16 protein-coding genes and 2 pseudogenes are annotated in these 22,073 nt (G+C 38.1%); 8 read left to right on the top strand and 10 right to left on the bottom strand.

Annotated elements, in window-relative coordinates:
• Nucleotides 1–51 precede the first annotated feature (51 nt).
• Together selA and NST02_RS13100 are read right to left on the bottom strand one after the other, a co-directional pair.
• A complete protein-coding gene (gene selA, locus NST02_RS13095; RefSeq protein ID WP_095306096.1) occupies nucleotides 52–1,458 on the bottom strand; it encodes an L-seryl-tRNA(Sec) selenium transferase in 1,407 nt (468 codons plus the stop codon).
• Nucleotides 1,459–1,760: 302 nt separating this feature from the next.
• Nucleotides 1,761–1,946, bottom strand: a pseudogene (locus tag NST02_RS13100) (Rdx family protein); the annotation flags it as partial.
• 309 nt (nucleotides 1,947–2,255) lie between these two features.
• Here NST02_RS13100 and NST02_RS13105 point away from each other — a divergent pair.
• From NST02_RS13105 to selD, 3 genes are all read left to right on the top strand, one after another.
• Nucleotides 2,256–2,606: a hypothetical protein gene (locus NST02_RS13105; protein ID WP_095306094.1), complete on the top strand. Its 351-nt coding sequence runs from the start codon at nucleotides 2,256–2,258 to the stop codon at nucleotides 2,604–2,606.
• A 142-nt stretch (nucleotides 2,607–2,748) separates the two neighbouring features.
• Nucleotides 2,749–3,735 (top strand): ketoacyl-ACP synthase III, encoded by a 987-nt coding sequence (locus NST02_RS13110; RefSeq protein ID WP_095306093.1) that lies wholly within the window; start codon nucleotides 2,749–2,751, stop codon nucleotides 3,733–3,735.
• Between the two features lie 36 nt (nucleotides 3,736–3,771).
• On the top strand, nucleotides 3,772–4,872 hold the full coding sequence (gene selD, locus NST02_RS13115) for a selenide, water dikinase SelD (protein ID WP_445678156.1): 1,101 nt from the start codon (nucleotides 3,772–3,774) through the stop codon (nucleotides 4,870–4,872).
• 185 nt (nucleotides 4,873–5,057) lie between these two features.
• Here selD and NST02_RS13120 read toward each other — a convergent pair whose 3' ends face one another.
• The 8 genes from NST02_RS13120 to NST02_RS13155 all read right to left on the bottom strand — a co-directional run bounded on the left by NST02_RS13120 (nucleotide 5,058) and on the right by NST02_RS13155 (nucleotide 14,466).
• Nucleotides 5,058–5,966, bottom strand: a complete 909-nt coding sequence (locus NST02_RS13120; RefSeq protein WP_095306091.1) for a pseudouridine-5'-phosphate glycosidase — start codon at nucleotides 5,964–5,966, stop codon at nucleotides 5,058–5,060.
• Entirely contained in the window at nucleotides 5,966–7,069 is a 1,104-nt protein-coding gene (locus NST02_RS13125) for a PfkB family carbohydrate kinase (protein ID WP_095306090.1), read from the bottom strand. Before NST02_RS13125 ends, NST02_RS13120 begins: the two co-directional genes overlap by 1 nt.
• Before the next feature lie 195 nt (nucleotides 7,070–7,264).
• On the bottom strand, nucleotides 7,265–8,200 hold the full coding sequence (locus tag NST02_RS13130) for an L-threonine 3-dehydrogenase (RefSeq protein WP_095306089.1): 936 nt from the start codon (nucleotides 8,198–8,200) through the stop codon (nucleotides 7,265–7,267).
• A 59-nt stretch (nucleotides 8,201–8,259) separates the two neighbouring features.
• Nucleotides 8,260–9,450, bottom strand: coding sequence for a glycine C-acetyltransferase (locus tag NST02_RS13135; protein ID WP_095306088.1), 1,191 nt, complete (start codon nucleotides 9,448–9,450; stop codon nucleotides 8,260–8,262).
• Between the two features lie 538 nt (nucleotides 9,451–9,988).
• Nucleotides 9,989–10,168, bottom strand: a complete 180-nt coding sequence (locus tag NST02_RS13140; protein ID WP_095306087.1) for a hypothetical protein — start codon at nucleotides 10,166–10,168, stop codon at nucleotides 9,989–9,991.
• Nucleotides 10,169–10,556: 388 nt separating this feature from the next.
• Nucleotides 10,557–11,834 (bottom strand): IS110 family transposase, encoded by a 1,278-nt coding sequence (locus tag NST02_RS13145; protein WP_095314896.1) that lies wholly within the window; start codon nucleotides 11,832–11,834, stop codon nucleotides 10,557–10,559.
• A 422-nt stretch (nucleotides 11,835–12,256) separates the two neighbouring features.
• Nucleotides 12,257–12,913 (bottom strand): hypothetical protein, encoded by a 657-nt coding sequence (locus tag NST02_RS13150; protein WP_212934496.1) that lies wholly within the window; start codon nucleotides 12,911–12,913, stop codon nucleotides 12,257–12,259.
• A gap of 327 nt (nucleotides 12,914–13,240) precedes the next feature.
• Nucleotides 13,241–14,466 (bottom strand): IS3 family transposase gene (locus NST02_RS13155; RefSeq protein WP_340949122.1). Its coding sequence is split into 2 segments (ribosomal slippage): nucleotides 13,241–14,175 and nucleotides 14,175–14,466, totalling 1,227 coding nucleotides; the frame shifts between segments, so codons are not numbered across the junction.
• Nucleotides 14,467–15,397: 931 nt separating this feature from the next.
• On the opposite strand from NST02_RS13155, the gene NST02_RS13160 reads away from it, so the two are divergent.
• The 5 genes and pseudogenes from NST02_RS13160 to NST02_RS13180 all read left to right on the top strand — a co-directional run bounded on the left by NST02_RS13160 (nucleotide 15,398) and on the right by NST02_RS13180 (nucleotide 22,038).
• On the top strand, nucleotides 15,398–16,951 hold the full coding sequence (locus tag NST02_RS13160) for an ABC-F family ATP-binding cassette domain-containing protein (RefSeq protein ID WP_095314873.1): 1,554 nt from the start codon (nucleotides 15,398–15,400) through the stop codon (nucleotides 16,949–16,951).
• A gap of 288 nt (nucleotides 16,952–17,239) precedes the next feature.
• The gene (locus tag NST02_RS13165; protein WP_340949123.1) at nucleotides 17,240–18,124 is read left to right on the top strand and encodes a putative selenate ABC transporter substrate-binding protein; all 885 of its coding nucleotides are present in this window, start codon (nucleotides 17,240–17,242) and stop codon (nucleotides 18,122–18,124) included.
• Nucleotides 18,125–18,153: 29 nt separating this feature from the next.
• Complete coding sequence (locus NST02_RS13170; RefSeq protein WP_095314875.1) at nucleotides 18,154–18,906, top strand: phosphonate ABC transporter ATP-binding protein; 753 nt, start codon at nucleotides 18,154–18,156, stop codon at nucleotides 18,904–18,906.
• Nucleotides 18,906–20,528: a PhnE/PtxC family ABC transporter permease gene (locus NST02_RS13175; RefSeq protein ID WP_095314876.1), complete on the top strand. Its 1,623-nt coding sequence runs from the start codon at nucleotides 18,906–18,908 to the stop codon at nucleotides 20,526–20,528. The genes NST02_RS13170 and NST02_RS13175 overlap by 1 nt, the downstream gene beginning before the upstream one ends.
• Nucleotides 20,529–20,669: 141 nt before the next feature.
• Nucleotides 20,670–22,038, top strand: a pseudogene (locus NST02_RS13180) (IS3 family transposase).
• Nucleotides 22,039–22,073 lie beyond the last annotated feature (35 nt).

Consider the following 22,073-nt stretch of genomic DNA (forward strand, 5'->3'; position numbering starts at 1 on the left):
AGCAAGAAAAATGGACTGAAATCTTAAAGTGATTTTCAGTCCATTTTTTCTTTATATTGAAACTAGTGCTTCTAAAAGGATGTTTTCTTCTTCCTTTGTAATGCAGCGAAGATCGATAAGAGTTTCTTCCCTTTGAGTTCGAACGATGATCGCAGGATTATGCTCAGTCCGCAACTTAGCAGCTAATTTTTCAGCAGAATATGCATGATGCTGTAACACTAACACAAATGTTGGCAGTTTTACCTCCGGCATCGTCCCTCCTCCTACCTGGCTCTCATCCTCAGCAATCCGAATTGAATATGAAGTGGTTTTTTTCTGCAACTCATTCATAAACTGCAGCGCTCTATCTTTTATTTCTTCTTTAGTCGTAAGTAAGTCGCGAACAACGGGGATATTTTTTAGTGCGCTTTTCCCAAGTAAGTAGTCCATTAAAGTGCCTTCTAACGCTGCTAAAGTCATTTTATCGACACGAACAACTCGTGCAAGCTGATTTTTCTTTAATCGCTCAATAAGCTGTTTCTTCCCTACAATAATTCCGGCCTGAGGTCCGCCAAGAAGCTTGTCACCACTAAAGGAAATAAGATCAGCTCCTCTTTTTAACACTTCGCTAACAACAGGCTCTGTGCCGATTCCATGCTGTTGATAATTGTAGAGTGCCCCACTTCCTAAATCCTCATAAAAAATAAGATCATCGCGAGTTTTTGTTAATGTGGCCAGTTCTTCTGTTGAGACGGTTTTCGTAAAGCCAATCACCTTGAAGTTGCTTGTATGAACTTTCATGACCATCGAAGTGTTTTCATTTAAAACGCGTTCATAATCGAATAAATGGGTTTTATTCGTTGTTCCTACTTCAACAAGGGTAGCCCCACTTTCTTCCATAATAGATGAGATTCGAAAGGAACCTCCAATTTCGACTAGCTCTCCACGAGAGACAATAACTTCTTTGTTTGCAGCTAATGTCCGCAAAACGAGAAATACCGCTGCCGCATTGTTATTGACCACCATCGCAGCCTCTGCTCCGGTTATGTCTTTGAGCAAAGCTTCTACATGATTATGACGAGATCCCCTTTCTCCTTCGTTAAGATTGTATTCTAAATTGGAATAAGATTGCGCTGTTTCCACTACATGTTCAATTGCTTTATTACTTAAACGTGCTCTTCCTAAATTCGTATGTAAAATCGTTCCAGTTCCATTGATGACTTTTTTTAATGTATATTGAAACTGATGATGTAATTTTTTTTGCAATATGTTAAATAACTCTTCACAAAAGTCATCGCCGTCTGGCAGTGGCCCATTCCAAGTCTCTGTTAAAATTTGCGTTCGGATATCCTCAATTACTGCTTTTAGCAATGCTGTCAAATGGCCTTCATGTATTGTAAATGCATCAAGTAAATTGATAAAACGAGGATCTTTTTGCAATTCATGGATCGGTGGTAAATAACGAACAGTCTTCTTCATTAAAATTCCTCCATCATTTTCGATCATCCTCATTATACCATTTTAATAATGACCATTTTCATAAAAAAATGCAACTTTACTAGGAGCGGAGGGGGCTTGACTCCTGAGGGATGTGTAGTTCCCGCAAGAGTGACTGATCCGAAGAGGCTCACCGTTCTCCCCGCGGAAAGCAAGTGTGCGCGAAAGCGAAAAAATTAACGGGTATTAATGCCCCCTTATTAAAAAATGACAAAAGACACCGAGAGTCTCTCAATGCCTCATGTCGACAAGCTGAAGTCCTATATATTAGTAGGGCTTTTCAATTACATGCTTTCAATTTTTTTAATCACTTCCGTATTTTTTGGAAAAACACCGGTTTCGAGTTTTGAATAAATCGTTTTACCGTTGACAGCAATTTCAAAAGCACCACCAGAACTAGGGATAAGTTGCATTTCTTTTATATTCGCTCGGAAATGGTTAAATAATTCTTCCGCGAAACTCGCGGCTTTGGGTGCATAATTTCATTGCATGCAAAATTTCACAGTAATTGAATAGCTTTTCATTATAACCCTCCTTTCACAAAAAATTCACAAAAAGTTCACTTTCTATTTTAAAATAATTAAGATTGATTCGCCAATATTATAAAATTAGTTCATAATACCCTTGTGTATTTTATTTAGTAGTTCTAAATTCCTTGTTTTTTTGAAAAAATTTTATTGTCATTAGGTTTTTCGTTGTGAATGGCATTCACAGCCTAATCTTCATTTCGTATAATTACATTCAGTAAGACAAATATAAATTTCGAAGGAGTTTTGCAAATGGCAAAAGAAGGATCTTTCTCTATCAAGGTAAATAAAGCAACTAAGACAATTGATTTGGTGGTTGTAGGAACATTTACTCCTGAACAAGTGCAAGAGTTTGTAGCAGATTATTCTGCAAAAGTAAAAAGTATAGATCCTAAGGAATATACGTTAAATGCTGATTCAACAGATATGGATGTTTTAACACAAGAAATGGTTCCTGCGATGGAAAATACGATTCGCATGTATCAACAGTCAGGATTTCAAAAATTGGTTGTCACAATCAAGAAAAGTCCAATCTTAAAAATGCAGTTAAACAGAATCTTTAAAAATACGAATTTCACAAATGCTGAAGTAAAAGAAATTTAGAAAAGTTTCTATATGCAAAAGAACTAATTAACATGTTCTTGTTATTTAGTTTTTACAAAGAAAAATGAATAAGATTGATTGATTTGGCCTACAAGACTCTCGTGGTCTTGTTTTTTAATTTATGGGAGGTTGTAATTTAAATATGACAAATATTAAAATAAAAGACATTGCTATCTATCACCCTTCTAATGCTGTTGATAATGATTATTTTTTTGAGCATTTTAAGAGTAGAGGAGATGATTCTAAACATTTTATTGAAAATATCCTCGGTCGCAAATCTCGATATATGATTGATAATGACGATGAAAATAGTTTAACAATGGCTTATAAAGCGTCAAAGCTTGTTTTGGAAAAATCCCATCTTTCAGGTGAAGATTTAGATATGATCATATTCTCCTCACAAACACCTGAATATTTAGCTACTTCGAATGCGATACAGCTTCATCATAAATTACAAGGTAAACATAGTACTTTAACAATGGATACAAACGCTAACTGCGCCGGGATGCTTGTTGCAATTGATCAAGCTTCACGCTATATGCAAGCCAACCCTTTTGTTCAAAAAGCTCTTGTTGTCGGTTCTGATTATAATACGCTAATGGCTAATCCAGATGAAGAAATTTCATTTGCTAATTTTGGTGATTCAGCATGTGCTGTTATATTGGAAAAAACGGAGGAAGATACCGGCTTCATTGATTCAATATACTTTACAGATTCTGTTACCTATAGCAATACGAATTTCCCTCGTTCAGGTCTTTCAAATGCCATTAAAAAAAATGAAGAGCAATCAATGGTATGGATTCCCTTTGATGGGAGCATTGCAATGCCTCCCACCTATCAGATGTTTGAAACCATGCTCTCACGTAATAACCTGACCATTACGGATTTAGATGCCTATTGTTTTTCCCAATTTTCGATTAGTAATATTAAGACCATTCAGGAGTATTATCAATTAGACGAAGATAAGCTCATGTACGTAGGAGATCGCTTTGGGTATACAGGCACTACTAGTCCTCTCCTTGCTCTATACGATGGAATTGAAAATGGAAGGATTAAAAGAGGAGATAAAATTCTGTTCTGGACGATTGGTGGTGGCTATCAATTAGTAGCCCTATTAATGAAATATTAGTATATTGAAATGATCGTTTAAGCGGCCTCAATTATTATGAAATCTAGCGACAAAGAGTTATACTTGACTAAGGAGGTGGACAATGTGAGTAAAGAAGAAGTTATTCGCCTTACTTCCTTATCTAGTAAAGCTGGTTGAGGCTGTAAAATTGGTCCTGAGGACTTAACGCAAGTTTTGCGTTTATTACCAAAGCACGATCCGATCCCTGAATTAATCGTAGGTCATGAAACATCTGATGATGGCGGTGTGTTTAAATTAACCGATGAAATAGCACTTGTGCAAACCCTGGACTATTTTACACCGATTGTTGATGATGCATATATGTTTGGTCAAATTGCAGCGGCTAACGCATTAAGTGATGTATATGCAATGGGCGGTACACCAAAGACAGTTTTGAATATTGTCGGCTATCCAGTGAAAAAGCTTGGTCCAGATATTCTTGCTGAGATATTGCGAGGCGCAGGTGATAAAGTAGTTGAATCTGGAGCAGTTACGATCGGCGGACATTCAATTGATGACCAAGAACCAAAGTTCGGTCTTTCTGTTACAGGTCTCGTTCATCCTGAGAAGGTTTGGAAAAATGTTGGTGCTGAGCCTGGAGATTTGCTTGTATTGACGAAACCACTCGGTGTCGGCATTATGACGACAGGAATTAAAAGAAAAGCTGTTACAGTAGAGCAGGAAAAAACTGTTGCAAAAGTGATGGCGACTTTAAATAAACTGGCTGCAGAACTTCTCCATCCTTTCTCTCCTCGAGCTGTTACAGATGTTACCGGGTTTGGTTTACTTGGACATGGAAGTGAAATGGCTAGAGGAAGCAATGTAAGCTTTGAAATTTCCTACAGCTCGGTTCCTGTGCTTAAAGGTACTTATGAATTAGCCAAGCAAGGAATTATTCCAGGAGGATCGAAATCAAATCATAAATGGCTTGAAAATGATGTGCATTATGAAGGTTTGGAGCTTGAAGAACAAATGATCTTATGCGATGCAATTACCTCAGGGGGACTGCTCGTATCATTACCTGCAGATAGTGCGACAGCTTATTTATCTGCTTTACATGAGCACAAGCTGTTTGATGCGGCAATTGTTGGGAAAGTAAGAGAAAAACAAGAAAAGCTTATTTATGTAAAAAGGTGAAATCATTGTGATTTCACCTTTTGTTGTGGTCGGACCTGGGTTTGTGCAGGCATTTAAAGTGGAATACACTTCAAGTACCAGACCGAATTCGCTATGATAAGTCAATTTGAGCTCGGTGATCGATAGAGCAGCTCCCTTTACCGTTTTACAGCGATGACGAAGGAAAATTAAAAGAGACGCTTTACTTATTGATTAAAGCTGACGGCGATTTCAGCACCTAGGCGAGCATTATTTTTAACTAGTTCAATATTGGTCTCGAGACTTTTTCCACCTGTCAATTCTTTTACTTTTGCCAGCAGAAATGGTGTAGAGTCCTTCCCCGTAATATGATTTTCTTCTGCTTCTTTCAGTGCCTTTTCGATTACATCCGTTATTACCTTTTCATCCATTGCGTATTCTTCAGGAATTGGATTTGTAATGACGACTCCACCTTTTAAATTTAAATCCCATTTTGTTTTTAATGTTGCCGCAATTTCCTCTGCCTTGTCCGCGCGGAAGTTAACAAAATATTCACTTGTTCTAGTATAGAATGCAGGAAGCCGCTCTGTTTGATAGCCGATCACAGGTACGCCCTTCGTTTCTAAGTATTCCATTGTTAATCCTAAGTCAAGAATAGATTTTGCTCCAGCACAAACGACAGCGACATTTGTGTTCGCTAACTCCTCTAAATCAGCAGAAATATCCATTGTTGTTTCAGCACCCCGATGTACGCCGCCGATTCCTCCTGTTACAAAAATGCGAATCCCTGCCAAATCAGCACAAATCATTGTTGCGGCAACTGTTGTTGCTCCTTTTTGTTTTGTTGCAATTAAATAAGGGATGTCGCGGCGAGATGCCTTTGCCACTTCTTTGCTTTGGCCGAACATTTCTAATTCTTCATCGGACAAACCGATTTTGATTTTCCCGTCTAAAATAGCAATTGTTGCTGGAACTGCTCCATTATCACGTATGATTTGTTCAACCTCTCGTGCAGTTTTAACGTTTTGTGGATATGGCATGCCGTGGGAGATGATCGTTGATTCTAATGCCACGATTGGTTTACCTTGTTCTTGAGCTTGCTTTACTTCTTCTGATAAAACGATATATGACTTCATTATATTTCCTCCATGTCCTTCTGTAATTGTGCAGCCGAAAGATCCTCTCGAACAGTGTGAGGGGACTGCAAGGTTTTTAATGCGTTGATCGTTCCGGCTTTTCCGATTTCTTTAATGCTTTTCCCTTCAAGCCATGAATAGACAACCGCGGCTGAGAAAGCATCTCCAGCCCCTGTGACATCGATGATCTCATTCGTTTCGAGTGCTGGTATATAGAGTATTTCTTCTCGATTTCCAATAAGAGCACCGTCTTTTCCGTTTGTAATAATGACATTTTTGATTCCTAAGGAGAGCCAGCTTTCTAAAGCAACGCTCCAATCCTTGGCATCTTTAATCTCTCTATTAAAATAAGCTTCGGATTCGTCGCGGTTCGTGATTAACCATGTGACATCTTGTAAATTTTTTGGTAGTCTTTTCATTTTAGGAGATGAAACCGGGATTAGAATTAAATCCTTATTATTTTCCCTGGAAAATTGGCAAAGATATTCGAGACCTTCTTTTGGTGTATTTAAATCGGCGATGATGCATTTTGCCTGTCTCAATAAAGTTAGATGATTTTCCAACAATTTTGGCGTAATGAATTCATATACTTCCATATCAGCAAGGGCCATAATCATCTCACCCGTTTCTTCTAAAATGGCTGTATATGAACCTGTTGAAGTTTTGGAAATTTGTGAAACAAAGTCTAAGTTCATATATGGAGCTGAAACCTCTTTGATGAAACGCCAATCGGAATCCAGTCCACAACAAGTGATTAATGAAACATTCATTCCAAGTTTCCCTAAATTTTCAGCGATATTCCGTGCCACACCGCCAGCGCTTTGTGTCGACTTGCAGGGATTTGACGTTCCAAACTGTGCTTTCTCTTTGACATGGAACTTCCTATCAATATTCGCTCCGCCGATGCAAACTATCGGTTCATCCTTGGATAACACGTAGGCACGACCAAGAATATGACCCTTTTTGATTAGTCCTGAAATCAAATTTGCTACTGTTGGTCGAGATATGGATAACGCTTTCGCTAGATCCTGTTGGGAGATATACGGGTTTTTTCGTATCAGTTGGAGAAGGTATTTCTCCTTTTCTGATAGTGGTTCTGCCATACTTTCACCTCCTTTTGCTCCGAACAAAAGTTTATAAATTATAAACTTTTGTTTATATTGTAGCGTTTAAAATGCAAAAAAGCTAGAGTTATTTATCTCCTCTCTAGCTTTTTTCAAATAAGTTAAGATTATACAGTGGGATAAAGGTAAAAAGGCAAGCGTACAAAAAAATACGCTTGCGATAATATAGTAGTTTTATAATCTTGAACGAAGCTGTTCTAACATATCAATGGTCATTTGTTTTAAATCGTATGTTGCCTTAAAGCCCCATTCTTCTTTCGCAGCCGTTGCGTCGATTGAGTTTGGCCAGCTTTCAGCGATTTGCTGGCGAACAGGATCAACTTGATAATTTAATTCAAAGTTCGGTATATGGTTCCGGATCTCATTTGCAATTTCTTCTGGATCAAAGCTCATCGCCGTGACATTGAATGCGTTGCGATGCTTTAATTGGGCAGGATCAGCTTCCATTAATTGAATGATGGCGTTTAAAGCATCTGGCATATACATCATGTCCATGTAAGTATCTTTTGCAATGTAAGACGTATATTGTTGTTTGCGAAGCGCTTCATAATAGATTTCAACTGCATAGTCAGTAGTCCCTCCGCCTGGAGGGGTGACGTAAGAAATTAACCCTGGAAATCTCAAGCTTCGGGTATCAACTGAGAACTTATGAAAATAGTAATCACAAAGCAGCTCACCAGCTACTTTATTGACACCATACATCGTTGTCGGGCGCTGAATGGTGACCTGTGGGGTATGATCCTTCGGTGTTGTCGGTCCGAAAGCGCCGATAGAGCTAGGTGTGAAAAATTGACAATTCAACTCTCTTGCTGTTTCTAAAGCGTTTACAAGACCGCCCATATTTAAATTCCATGCGAAAATTGGTTTCGTTTCTGCTGTTGCCGAAAGTAATGCAGCAAGGTGAATAATGGTATCCACTCTAAACTTCTTGGCAATCTCATACATGCGAAACTGATCTGAAACATCGAGTATTTCAAATGGACCTTCTGTTTCTTCCTCTTGGCGAATATCTGTAGCAATTACATTATCTCTACCATATATTTCTCTTAACTTAAGCGTCAATTCAGAACCAATTTGCCCTAATGCACCAGTAATTAATATTCGTTTCATTGCTATTGTCCTCCACCCTTTGCCTTACTACATCCTTATTTGTCACAAGCTAGAAAATGTTAGATCAGCGCCATTTCCTTTCCGACCTTTTCATAAATTGAAAGTGCTTGATCAAGCATTTCCTTTGTATGGGCTGCAGTTGGCATATTTCTAACTCTTCCGGTTCCTTTAGGAACAGTTGGAAATACAATTGATTTGGCATATACACCTTCTTCATTTAGACGTTGACTAAATTTCTGTGTTTTTACTTCATCGCCAATAATGCATGGTGTAATAGGGGTTTCGCTCTCGCCGATGTCAAAACCAAGCGCTGCTAGCCCTTTTTTCAAGTAATCAGCATTTTTCCATAAGCGCTCATTAAGCTCTGAGCTTTCCATTAAAATATCAAGCGCTTTTATACTTGCGGCAACATCTGCTGGTGTTAAAGAAGTGGAGAAAAGAAATGGTCTGCTCCGCACTTTTAACCAGTCAATCAATTCTTGCTTTCCTGCCACATACCCTCCTACAACGCCGATTGCTTTAGACAGTGTACCGATTTGGAAGTCGACTTTATCTGATAGGTTGAAATGTTTAACAGTACCTGCTCCCTTGCCGAGTACACCTGACCCATGTGCATCATCCACATAAGTGATTAAGTCGAATTTTTCAGCGATTTCGACAATTTCCGGTAGTTTCGCGATATCTCCATCCATTGAAAAGACACCATCTGTAATAACCATTACTTTATTAAATTGCCCAGATTCAGTTGCTTCTTTCGCTTTCGCGTGTAAATCATTCATGTCGGAATGATTGTAGCGGATAATTTTTGCCTTGGATAAACGACAGCCATCAATGATGGAAGCGTGGTTTAATTCGTCTGAAAGAATCGCATCATTTTTATCCATTACCGCACTTATCGCTGCCATATTACAATTAAAGCCTGATTGGTAAGCAATAGCAGCTTCTGTATTTTTAAATTTTGCTAACTTTTCTTCTAAGAGAAGATGTAATTGTAATGTACCGTTGATCGTCCGAACAGCACCAGCACCTACACCGAATTTTTCGATTGCTTCTGAGGCAGCGTTTTTCAGTTTTGCATCAGTAGCTAAGCCTAGATAGTTATTTGAGGATAGATTAATCAGTGCTCTTCCATTAATTTTTATGATGGCACCGTTTGCGCTTTCGAGGGGATCAATCACATTGTAAAGTCCTTTTTCTTTTAATTCCTGCAAATTTGATTGTAAAAAAACGTTTAATTTTTTGCTCGACATGATAGGGTACCTCCTTATTTTTGCGAAAACTCGAAATACATTTGTCTTTTCTATAAGGACAATAAAATATTGGTATTATCCTTGATACGAATGGCTTCGTATACCATTACTTTAACATATATTTTTTGTTAGTACACCTATAACGGACAAAAAACTTGCTGAAATTCCTTTTCCAAATGCTGCAATCAAGCTCAAAAGATCTAGTCTTGAATGGCGGAAGCTTGCGCACTAGATGATCATCAGGAACTAATTGATCTATTGTCAGTATTTCTAATTGTGCACGAAGCGGCTCGGCCCCGCCTGCGGAAAGCGCCACCCGGAGCGGAAATCAACGGATTTTTACAGTCAACTATCCAAAAATGACAAAAGCCACCGAGAGGTTGCCTCTCGATGGCTTTTGTCGACACTCTGAAACATAATAATGTTGTTGTATGAAAATTTATAGAAAGTAGAGTGTAAAACTATCAAGAAAAAAACCCTCAGATTATTGAGAAGTTTAGAGTAAATGTATTAATAATTATATATGCTACTAAATTCTTTAGTGAAGTCCTACAAAGCCATACATAATTGCAAAAACAAGCATAAAACTCAAAAGAGCCCCTAATATAATCTGAGTTTGAGTGTTTTTATCAACGTTTAGATTTTTTAAAAAAGTAGTAAAGTTTAAAAACCATAATACAGCTAATAACGGTACAACAAATAAAAGTATGTATATCATTATTATCACTCCCTCTATAAATATTGATATATCAACGGTTTGAACCGCTGTTGGAGTGCCAAAAAAATATTTTTCGACACGATTCCTAATAAAATTTACCTAATATGTTAAACTATTCCAATACATAGATACGCTACGCTGTCACTACTGGATAATGGTGGAAAGTAGTGATAAAAATTTATACGATGCACCATGGATCTCTGCGTCCCTTATGATGACGTACCCTCCCATGTCTCTGGGCATCTGTGTGCCTACATTCCTTCGTTCGGTCTAGTCATAAGGCAGAGGCTAGCAAAGCTCCTTTAGGGACTCAAGGTCGAATGGAAAAAAATAGTGCCAGCTTCTCCGTGTCATCCTGTTGTCTAGGTCTATTCAGGGGATGTAGAACTTACATAGCCTCTGCGAGACTTGGAATATCCTTCATCATTCGCTGAGCGTCAAACGCTTTGTGCTTTGTACTGATTCCATGCAACACTTTTAATAGTTTCCCACACAGAACCACAATGGATTGCTTCTTGCGCAAAGGATTAACTTTACGGTTTGTGTAATACTCATGTAACTGTCTAAAGGCCTCATTGTGACGAACCATTGGCATCATGACCCGGAAGAGGAGGGCACGCAGCTTTCTTCTCCCTCGTTTAGAGATGCGCTTTTGACCTTTGTGCTGACCAGAGGAGTTTTCACGTAACGTTAATCCCGCGAGTTTCATTAATTGGCGTGGATCTTCGTAGTGTGAGAAGCTTCCGATTTCAGCTAATAAATCAACAATCGTTGTATCTCCAAGCCCTGGAACCGTTGATAGCCATTCATATTCTACAGATGTTTGTACAATCTCAACTAAGTGCTGAGTAATGCTTTCGATATCTTGTTCAAGTTGATGGTAACGGCGGACGAGTGTGGCGATTTCTATACGTGCCATCTCACGTCCTTCTGTTACTCCGATAGAGTTAGCTGCGACTTCAATAAGACGCATAGCTTTCGGTCTTTGAGGGGATTTGAGTCCCTCGACCTTCCGATAAAGCGTCAAGATTTCATCGGGTAGCTTTTGATGAAGATCACTTGGGAATGGGGTACATTCAAGTACCGCCAAGGCCATCTTCCCGAAAGATGGAAACACCTGAGTAAATTCAGGAAAATAGCGATCTAACCACCGAATCATCCTGTTTTTGACAACGCCTAGTTCCTCGGTCAATTTATTTCTAAAAGTGGAACCAACCCGAAGTTCAGCCTCCATGTCTTTTAAAATACGTGGATAACTAAAGCGACCATCCTTAATCAGACGGGCGATGACTAGGGCATCTTTCCGGTCATGTTTGGTTGGCAAATTATCATCCAACTCTTTTGACCGTTTGACATGTATGGGATTGGTCATCACGATAGGAATACCATGTTCCTCAAGGAAATAGGCTAAATTGAGCCAGTAATGACCAGTAGGTTCAATTCCTACGATAACTTCTGTTTTTCCATGTTCTTTCATCGCAGTAAGAATACGATGATAAAAATACTGAAAACCATCATTAGACTGCAATACCGAAAAGGATTTTTGGAGCACTCGTCCCCGATCATCCACAAAGCAAGCGTAGTGTGTCTGCTTCGCAATATCGATTCCGACTACGAGTGTTTTTTCGGTGACTTGATTTATTTTCTGATTTTGTTTAAAATCCATTTTGGAGTCCTCCTTGGTTAACTAAGTTAGGGGTCAATTCTGCAGATTTGACACCCCATATCATACCAAGAGGGCTCTTTTTTGTTCAAGTCCCCGAAAATCTTTCTAACAGGAATGCTCCTTTAACATTTAAATTAAACTTTATAAAGAATTATATAATAGTTTCATATTTTTTACGCATCGTAGTACATTTCAATTCCATTGATTTAAATCATTCTTATTTTATGAAATTTCATGTGTTTAATAATAAGTCCAATCATAAGTAGAAAATAAAATCCTACAAATAATCAGAAGAGATTAGTTAAAGATTTTTTAATTATCTTTACTAACCTCTACTCTTAAATTGATTTCATTCAACTTTAAAAATGAGTATATTTTTTATAATAAAATTAAGACTAATTTATGTTCTTCTCTTCTCTTTTTTAATAAGTAAGTGTAAGAGCATAAGATTTTGTATCAGTAGTTGTAGTAGGGGTAATTCCTAATCCTGCTGGATAAACAGAGACAGTAATTGCACCACTTATTCTTTTATGCCCATATTCTAGTTTAATATTCATATCGCCATGAGTTGTATTTCTTACGTATACATACTGACCTACATAACCTTTATGTAATGTAAAATCACTAAACTTACGAAGATCATATGAACCTGCAACGCCTGCGTTTGCACTCCAATCACTTGGTGAATATTTAATTGCAGTATCTACCCATTTTCCATTCCCATAAAAATCATAAGAGTAACGATGTTGATGTTGAGTAATTGATCCATTACTTGTTGGTAAGATAAACCCTGAACTAGATGGAAATCCAATAGTCATTTTATCTACTAGTGTATAGAATGGAGATTTTAACCATCTATAATTTCCATACATATAGTATTTGTTATAACCAGAACGGTCACTTGTAACTTTGTAAACTGTACCGCCAAGTTGAATATCAGCTGATGGAATAGTGCCTAGAATACTAACTTGCTCACCATTTGATTCATCATTCTCTTGTTCGATATTTTCATATACTGTCTTAGTAGACTTTAATTCAGCTTTATTACTCACTAACTCTTTAGCCACTTCAACAGGCAATTCTTTAATTTCTTCTTCGGTATGCCCTACAACATTAAGAAGATAGTCATACTCTTTTTTTGTTAGACCTTCTTGTTCTTTCTCAGCTGCGTGCGGATTAACCCCCGAATTTTGGACAATAGCTCACTAAATCTCTTGTTTCCCTAGTTTTTTATTATTGTTTCTCGTTCGTGATTTATCATAAAGGACATGGTGGCTTGACATGGAGCCTCTGCGGGCATCATTCTCCTGCCAAGAAGCCAGCTTTTTCAAAACTTGGCATCGCCAGACGAGGCGATTCACGCCCGCCACTCCAAATCAAGCCGGTGCTCGTTCGATACCAGCTACCTAGACCCGAACATCCTTGATAGCCAAGGATCCCTGTTTTTCATAAAATTCTTTTGGGGATAAATCTAGAATACTAGAATGCATGCGGCGTTCATTATAAAATTTTATAAACGAAGTCACTTCTGTATACGCTTCTTCGTATGATTGGAATTGAAATCTACTAAAACATTCATCTTCTAAAATACGATGAAATGACTCAATATGAGCGTTCATATTTGGTGTCTTTGGAGGAATTCTTTCGTGTTCCATCTGAAACTCCTCGCAGCCATGTTCAAAGGCTTGGGAAATAAACTGTGGTCCATTATCAGATCGAATCACAGGTTTTTTCATTTGATTAAATGATTTCCTTTTCCATAATGCCCTTTGTAAAGTCTGTTTCACATCTTCACCACTGCAACTCAGCCCAATATGGTAGTCAATAATCGAGCGATCATATACATCAATAAAAGAACACACAAAGAAAAATTTTTGTTCTCCATCAATAAAACCATACTTGATATCCGTTTCCCAGAGTTTATTGGACGACGAGATGATACGGTTTCTTGCCAGTTTTCTAGGATAAGAGATTCTCTTTTGTCGTCGCGGACGGAGAATATCTAACTCTTTGCATAGTCTGTAAACTTTCTTCTTATTAATGATTAGGTGGTATTTACGTCTTAATTGTTTGGTCAGTTTACGATAACCATAGGCAAATCCGTCACCTGAAATTTCTTCAAGCAACCATTCTTTTATTTGTTCATCGGAGATCTTTTTCCCGTCCTCGTTGATGGAGTAACCTGGTGCTGGACGCCCCTCACTTACTTGTTTCTCCTCGACACGGCCATTTTTTTGATAGTAGTAAGTCGAACGAGGAATACCAAGTATTTTAAGCACTGTCTGTTTTGCATAGCCTTTATTTATCCAGTTATCGGCTATTTCAAGTTTTTCAGCAAGTGAGGGTTTTTCTTTTTTATAAGATCACGTAGAATCGCAATCTCTAAGTCCTTTTCGCCTAATAGTCTTTTTAATTGATCGTTTTCTTGGGATAGCTTTTTTGTTTCTAAAGGAGTACCATTTACTCCCACACTTATGTTATCGTATTTCCCTTCCTTGTATTCTTTTACCCAACGGTTCACCATGTTTGAACTAAGCTCATATCGACGAGCTACAACGGCTGCATTACCTGTATCAATTGCCTCTTTACAAACTTGTATTTTAAAATCCTTAGGATGTCGTGTACGTTTCATGATGTCAATCAGCTCCTTTTGATATTATTATAAAATAATTAATTAGAGCTGGGGCTTAAGAGCGTGCACTACTAATGCAAAATCCAAAACACATTGCTAAGGACATAAATAAAATTTTTAATCCTTTCATAATACCTCTCCTTTAAGAATTATTTAACAGTATCAATGTGTTATTGCTCTTTAAATATTCCTCCTTTTTACTAGGAATAATACCTCATTTTAATTTAATTCTATTAAAATATTAAAATACCTTCTTTTTTCTCAAATATTTACATTATATTTCTGTGTCATTTAGCACCGATTCAAAATAGTACTTTTATTAAAAAAGATTTTAGTATATTACGATCAGCAATTTATGGCATATCCCCTTATAAATGAGGTTTTGGTTGCCTTGATGACAACCTTTTAGTTTTAAGGTTATTATTTTATCTTTTGGTCTTTTTTCCCTTTTTTTGGGGTGGTGGATGGCTGGGGTGTGGGGCTAGCCCCACTAGCGTATCTGAATATGGTTAAAAGAATTTATCTCAAACGAAAACACTGGCGGTTTGGCAGGTACAATGGTCAGAGCAAGTCGAACTCCGTAAATCCTCGTTTTGGGTAGTTCGGCTTGGCGATAGTCCCACACCTGCCAAAATGCGGAATGCAAGGGGAAAAGGGTGGGAATTTTTCGGTGGTCTTTCCGAAAAATACTACCCGAACCATGCATGGAGCATAGACCCTTATATATAGAGTGGTTTCGTATACCACTTTAACATATATTTTTTGTTAGTACACCTATAACGGACAAAAAACTTGCTGAAATTCCTTTTCCAAATGCTGCAATCAGGCTCAAAAGATCTAGTCTTGAGTGGTGGAATTTAGTATGATAGATAAAGTGATTATATTCATTGGTATGCATTTAAAAAGAATTTGAACAAGTGAGGATAGATTTATGAGCCTATTAACAGTTGAAAAATTGAGCCATACATTCGGGGATCGCACCCTGTTTAAAGATGTTTCTTTCCGTTTGTTAGCCGAAGATCACGTCGGTCTTGTCGGTGCAAATGGAGTTGGAAAATCGACTTTAATGAATATTATAACGAAGCAGTTAATTCATGATTCTGGAAAGGTTGAATGGACACCTGGCGTTCATTATGGTTATCTTGATCAACATACGGTATTAACTCCAGGTAAAACAATTCGTGATATTTTAAATGATGCGTTTCTTCCATTGTTTGAGGAAGAAAAGAAATTAAATGAAGTAACGGCTAAAATGGGAGATGCTACTCCTGAAGAATTAGAAATTTTGTTAGAACAAATGGCTGGAATTCAAGATCGTCTTGATGCTGGTGATTTTTATAATCTTGATATAAAAGTTGAAGATGCAGCTAGAGGACTTGGTTTGGATGCGATCGGGTTGGAGCGGGATGTGACGGCGCTTAGTGGCGGACAAAGAACGAAGGTACTATTAGCAAAGCTTTTGTTAGAAAAACCCCAAGTGCTTTTGTTAGATGAACCAACAAACTTTTTAGATGTCGAACATATTCGCTGGCTTGCAGGTTATTTGAAAGAATATCCGCATGCCTTCATACTAATTTCTCATGATACAGAATTTATGAACCAAGTTTCAAATGTTATTTTTCACCTTGAGTTTTCAAAAATGAATCGTTATACTGCAACCTATGAAAAATTTCTGGAATTAGCTGAAATCAACAAAAACCAACATATTAATGCTTATGAGAAACAACAAGAATTTATTAAAAAGCAGGAAGAGTTTATTGCGAAGAATAAAGCACGTTATTCAACGACAGGGCGCGCAAAAAGTCGTCAGAAACAGCTTGAGAGATTAGAAAGGATTGAACGTCCGGAAACTGCGGTCAAACCGACATTCTCTTTTAAGGAATCACGTAGCAGTTCACGCTATGTATTTGAAGGCACGGATTTTGAAATTGGCTATGACCAGCCGTTATTACCAAAGATGTCTATGACGATTGAACGCGGTGAAAAAATCGCCATTGTTGGTTGTAATGGCGTCGGTAAATCAACGTTATTAAAAACAATGCTCGGAGTCATTAAACCCTTAAGTGGAAAACTTGAAAGAGGCGATTTCCTCTTCCCTTCTTATTTTGAGCAGGAAGTTAAGGCGAAGGATATTACGCCTATTGATGATGTATGGAATGAGTTCCCAGGAATGGATCAGCACCAAGTAAGAGCTGCCCTTGCTCGTTGCGGGTTGAAGAATGAACATATCTCAAGACCTATGAACCAACTAAGCGGCGGTGAGCAAGCGAAGGTGCGTCTATGTAAGCTGCAAATGCACGAAAGTAACTGGCTTCTCTTTGACGAACCAACGAACCACCTTGATATAGATGCGAAGGCTGAATTAAAGCGAGCTTTAAAGGAATATAAAGGGACGGTCGTAATCGTTTGCCACGAACCAGATTTTTATGAAGATTGGGTTACAAAGATCTGGGATGTTGAAAAATGGAAGCAGCAGTTGTCGTAACGGCACTTCGGATAGCTTAAAAACAGAATCTTAGCTGATTAAGCAAGCGTAGAGAAATAAAATCGTTTTTCTGCTCTTGCTTTTTTTGTTTGGTCAAAATCGCTATCGATTTCACATTATATATAAATTTTATGCCCATAAATCCTTTTTTTTATATCGGAAAAATAGTTTATTCCCAATTATAATTATCGATAATATAGATACGAACATACCGAAAATCTCTATTAATTCACTGTTGAATCCACTATAATTACATTGGTCAAGAATTAAACAGCAGGAGGATAAAAAATGAAAAAACGATTAATTTTATCTTTTTCTCTATTAATAGTGCTTGCTCTTTCGGCATGCTCGCAAAACGATAAAGAAGAAACAGAAGTAGATTCCAATAAAGTTTTTAACATTGGCGCTATTCCCGACCAAAATGCAGCGGAGTTAAATAGAAGCATGGAGCAAATTGCTGAGTATTTGGCAAGTGAAACAGGATTAGATGTCAAATTTGTTCCATCAGTTGATTACGCTGCTCTCGTTACTGCTTTTGAGCGTGGAGAAGTTCAACTTGCATGGTTTGGCGGCTTAACAAGTGTACAAGCAATGAGCCTTGTTGAAGGTGCAGAGGCGATTGCACAAAGACCTCGAGATGAAGAATTCCATTCTGTTTTTGTGGCGCAAAAAGACCTGCAGCTCGACAGTCTTGAGGATATTAAAGGACTAAGCTTCACATTTGGGAGTGAAAGCTCGACATCCGGCCATTTAATGCCAAGATATTATATGTTGGAAAATGGAATTGATCCGGAGGAAGATTTAGCAGGTGAACCGAATTATTCAGGCTCACACGATAAAACATACAAATTAGTGGAGTCGGGAACCTTTCAGGCAGGAGCATTAAACGAAGCTGTTTGGGAAGGTGCGATAAAAGAAGGCAAAGTGGATCTCAACAAAGTAGATGTATTTTATACCACACCTGCCTACTATGATTATAATTGGACAATTAATACGGTTGATGATGTATTTGGAGCAGGAACAAAGGAAAAAGTAAAAAAGGCGCTTCTTTCAATGGGTGAAGCACAAAAAGAAATGCTGGATATTTTTGAAACAGATAAATTTATCGAAACAACAAATGAAAATTATGATGCCATCGAGAAAGTGGCAAAAGAACTTGGGATTATTAAGTAAAGCAACGAAGTAATTGGGGTGAGGATGCAGTGGCATCTAGCAATATTATCGAAGCGAAAAATTTAAAGATTCAGTTCCAAGGGAAGATAGCCTTATCTTCCCTCTCTTTCTCTATTAAAAAAGGTGAAAAAGTAGCCTTGATTGGCCCAAGCGGTGCTGGGAAAACAACCCTTCTTAATACGTTGGCTACCATTATAAAGCCTGATGAAGGCGAATTATGGATAGATCAATTAAGTTTCAAGGAAATGCAAAATCGAAAAATGCTCGCAAAAAAACTTGGGATGATTCGTCAACAATTTGATTTAGTCGACCAATTGCCTGTCATTCACAATGTTTTAGCAGGAAAGCTTTCCGATTGGAGTTTATTTAAGTCTCTCCTCTCCTTAATCTATCCGCAAGAGAAGATCTTGGCGATGAATGCATTGGAACGAGTTGGTTTAGGGGATAAATGGTCAGAAAAAACGTCAAATTTGTCTGGCGGTGAACAACAGCGTGTTGCTCTTGCTCGCCTCCTTGTCCAAAAGCCAGAAATTATTTTGGCGGATGAGCCAGTCGCATCACTTGATCCTGCAAGAGCTGAAGATGTGCTGGCAATATTAACAAAGCTGGTTCATGAAGAAAAACAAACCTTAATTACAAGCTTGCATTCGGTAGAATACGCTAAGAAATATTTCACGCGCATCATTGCTTTGAGAGATGGAATGATCTACTTTGACTTACCCGCTCACGAGGTGAGTGCAAAGGATTTGGCCTCCCTTTACGTGTTAAAGGAGAAAGTGTAATGAGGTTGGAGCTTTTCAGCACACACAAAAAAACGTACCTTACCTTCATTTTAATTGGGGTATTTCTTTGGAGTTTATTAGCGGTTAATTGGGATAAAGATCTGTTTCATTCCGGTGGATTAAGCACTCTCTTCCAGATTTTAGAAGCACTGTTTCAGCCTGATTTATCGAAGGAGATTATCCTTCTGGCGATCCAATCAACTTGGATCACCTTATCCTATGCAGTGGCAGGAGTTGGACTTGCTATTGTCATAGCTTTTATTCTCGGAATACTAGCATCGGGGATATTTTTTGAAGCTGGACCGCTCGGTTCCCTTTTTAAAACGATTTTTCGAGGAGTTCTTGGATTTCTAAGAGCGATTCATGAATTAGTATGGGCATGGTTATTTGTCGCATCATTCGGTCTTAGTCCTTTTGCTGCTATTTTCGCCCTTGCTCTCCCCTTTGGCGGAATATTAGGGAGAATTTTCGCAGACATGCTTGCAGATGTTCCGGAAGAGCCTATTCAAGCTTTGAAATCAACTGGTGCATCAAGATGGCAATTGTTTTTTTACGGTTACTTTCCGATTGTGAAAACTGGAATGCTGAGCTATACGATGTACCGGTTTGAATGTGGGATTCGCTCTTCCGCAATCATGAGCTTTGTCGGCCTTGGCGGATTAGGATACCAAATCCAATTGTCTCTCGATGATTTACATTACGATGAGGTCTGGACTTTTATTTTCTTTTTAATCGCTATAGTTGTCTTAATAGATTGGTGGAGCAGTCAATTAAGAAGTAAATGGACTCATTCCACTAAACATTGGTTTCTTCCTTTTTCTTCCCTTCTTACAGCTGGTCTTCTGGTAGGAGCATGGTGCTATATTTATATCGTCGATCGAGCGAGCATAATAGAACTTTTCTCAACAAAGAATCTAGAGTTTGCCAAGAAATTTTTTGCGAATATGTTTGGTTTAGGTGACGAATCTCCGGCATTTTTTAATGGAGAAAGCTGGAAGGCAGCGATTTCCTTGACCTATGATACGTTGCGGATGAGTATCATGGCGATCGGTTTTTCCACTGTGCTCATGTTTTTGACGGTTTTGCCTGCTGCGAGAAATGTTGCAAATGGAAAATTAACTTTAACAAGGCGTTGGTACAACTGGGTTTCCTTCGCTGTAATTCGTGTCGGTTATATACTTAGTAGAGCGATCCCTGAATTGGTTTGGGCGATGATGATCATCTTTATATTTAAACCTGGAATTTTACCTGGAGCTATTGCATTAGCGCTCCATAATTTTGGCATATTGGGAAAACTATGTGCTGAAGTTGTAGAGGATTTAGATGCCAGACCCATTCGTCACTTAGCTTCATCCGGTGCAGGCAAAGGGCAAATTCTTATGTACGGTGTCCTCCCTTCTGTCTTTCCACAATTTCTTACGTATATTCTTTATCGCTGGGAGGTCATCATGAGGACGACTATCATTGTTGGGTTCGTTGGTGCAGGAGGACTTGGTCAGCAATTTAAATTAAGCATGAGCTTCTTCCACTATTCCGATATAACATTGCTGCTTTTCTGTTATATTCTCCTTGTTTGGGCAGCTGATTTTATATCAGAATGGGCCAGAAAAACAGTAAAATAAGGAATTCTTGTCGTGTCATTTTTGCTATAGCGGTTGCAGGTTCTTCTAAAAATACGAAAAGGCAACGAAAGATTTGATATGCTCCCCATTAGGTAGACAGATTAAAAAATAAAAATCTGGCTATTTAATGGGGAGTTTTTTATGTCTAAAAGATCCTATCTACCTGAAATAAAATTAGAAATCTTAAAAATGTGGGAAGATGGCACAGCTACATTAGTTGAGATTGGTAAAAGGTATAAGGTGAGTGAATCTACAATTAGGAAGTGGAAATACAAATTTGATACATATGGGGTTGAAGGTTTAAAGGAATGTTCAACCTGGAAAAGATACACGAAGGAATTAAAACTATTAGCTGTCAGTGATTATATGTCAGGTCTTCACTCTTTAATTGGAGTTGTCGAAAAGTATGAAATATCCAGTCATTCCGTCCTCCAAAGGTGGATTAAGCAGTATAATAATAGTCATAGAGAATTAAAGGATACGTCAAAAGGAAGGACGAGATCTATGACTAAAGGGAGAAAAACTACTTGGGATGAGAGGATTCAAATTGTACTCGATTGTCTAGGGAACGGAAAAGATTATCAAGTAACAGCTGAGACCTACCAGGTCTCTTATCAACAAGTGTACCAGTGGGTTAAGAAGTATGAAGATGGCGGAGACGAAGCACTAAAAGATAAACGTGGAAGAAATAAAATAGAATCCGAGCTATCCCCAGAAGAGAAGATCCAGCTGGAAATGAAAAGATTAGAACGGGAAAATGAACGGCTACGTGCAGAAAACCTATTCTTAAAAAAGTTAGAGGAGATCGAAAGGAGGCGAAGATAAGCCAAATCCGATTTGAGGACAAGTATATCGCTATTCAGGAGCTTCATGAAAAAGAGAATTTAAGCATTATCTTACTTTGTGAAATAGCTGGGATATCACGGGCTGCTTACTATAAATGGTTAAAACGCGTACCCACAGATCGAGCAAACCCTCTACCCCTCAGCATGCGGCAGAAAATGTCCTAAATCGCGAGTTTACAGCAGAAAAGCCTAATGAAAAATGGGTTACAGATGTCACAGAACTTAAATATGGAACTAAAAAAGCTTATTTAAGCGCCATTCGCGATCTATACGATGGATCGATTGTTAGCTATGTCCTTGGGCATTCCAATAATAATAACCTTGTATTCAAGACGCTTGACAAAGCTACAGCACTTTTGAATGGAGAACGTCCTCTTATTCATAGTGACCGTGGATTTCAATACACCTCCAAGAAATTTAAACGAAAAATAGATAAAGCAAAAATGAAACAAAGCATGTCCCGAGTGGGTAGATGTATTGATAACGGACCAATGGAATCTTTTTGGGGAACACTCAAATGTGAGAAATATTATAGGCGTAAGTTCACGACATTTGAAGAACTATCGTTAGCTATAGATGAGTACATACAATTCTATAATCATGAAAGATATCAAAAACGATTAAACGGCCTTAGCCCTATGGAATATAGAGCTAAAGCCGCTTAGATCATTTTTATTATTTCCACTGTCTACTTGACAGG

This window comes from Robertmurraya sp. FSL W8-0741 (assembly GCF_038004005.1).
Classification (GTDB): domain Bacteria; phylum Bacillota; class Bacilli; order Bacillales; family Cytobacillaceae; genus Robertmurraya; species Robertmurraya siralis.

What these genes read in the sequence shown, in the direction of transcription:
- selA (WP_095306096.1), bottom strand. Translation starts at nt 1,458, where the DNA reads ATGAAGAAGACTGTTCGTTATTTACCACCGATCCATGAATTGCAAAAA.
- NST02_RS13105 (WP_095306094.1), top strand. Translation starts at nt 2,256, where the DNA reads ATGGCAAAAGAAGGATCTTTCTCTATCAAGGTAAATAAAGCAACTAAG.
- NST02_RS13110 (WP_095306093.1), top strand. Translation starts at nt 2,749, where the DNA reads ATGACAAATATTAAAATAAAAGACATTGCTATCTATCACCCTTCTAAT.
- NST02_RS13120 (WP_095306091.1), bottom strand. Translation starts at nt 5,966, where the DNA reads ATGAAGTCATATATCGTTTTATCAGAAGAAGTAAAGCAAGCTCAAGAA.
- NST02_RS13125 (WP_095306090.1), bottom strand. Translation starts at nt 7,069, where the DNA reads ATGGCAGAACCACTATCAGAAAAGGAGAAATACCTTCTCCAACTGATA.
- NST02_RS13130 (WP_095306089.1), bottom strand. Translation starts at nt 8,200, where the DNA reads ATGAAACGAATATTAATTACTGGTGCATTAGGGCAAATTGGTTCTGAA.
- NST02_RS13135 (WP_095306088.1), bottom strand. Translation starts at nt 9,450, where the DNA reads ATGTCGAGCAAAAAATTAAACGTTTTTTTACAATCAAATTTGCAGGAA.
- NST02_RS13140 (WP_095306087.1), bottom strand. Translation starts at nt 10,168, where the DNA reads ATGATATACATACTTTTATTTGTTGTACCGTTATTAGCTGTATTATGG.
- NST02_RS13145 (WP_095314896.1), bottom strand. Translation starts at nt 11,834, where the DNA reads ATGGATTTTAAACAAAATCAGAAAATAAATCAAGTCACCGAAAAAACA.
- NST02_RS13160 (WP_095314873.1), top strand. Translation starts at nt 15,398, where the DNA reads ATGAGCCTATTAACAGTTGAAAAATTGAGCCATACATTCGGGGATCGC.
- NST02_RS13165 (WP_340949123.1), top strand. Translation starts at nt 17,240, where the DNA reads ATGAAAAAACGATTAATTTTATCTTTTTCTCTATTAATAGTGCTTGCT.
- NST02_RS13175 (WP_095314876.1), top strand. Translation starts at nt 18,906, where the DNA reads ATGAGGTTGGAGCTTTTCAGCACACACAAAAAAACGTACCTTACCTTC.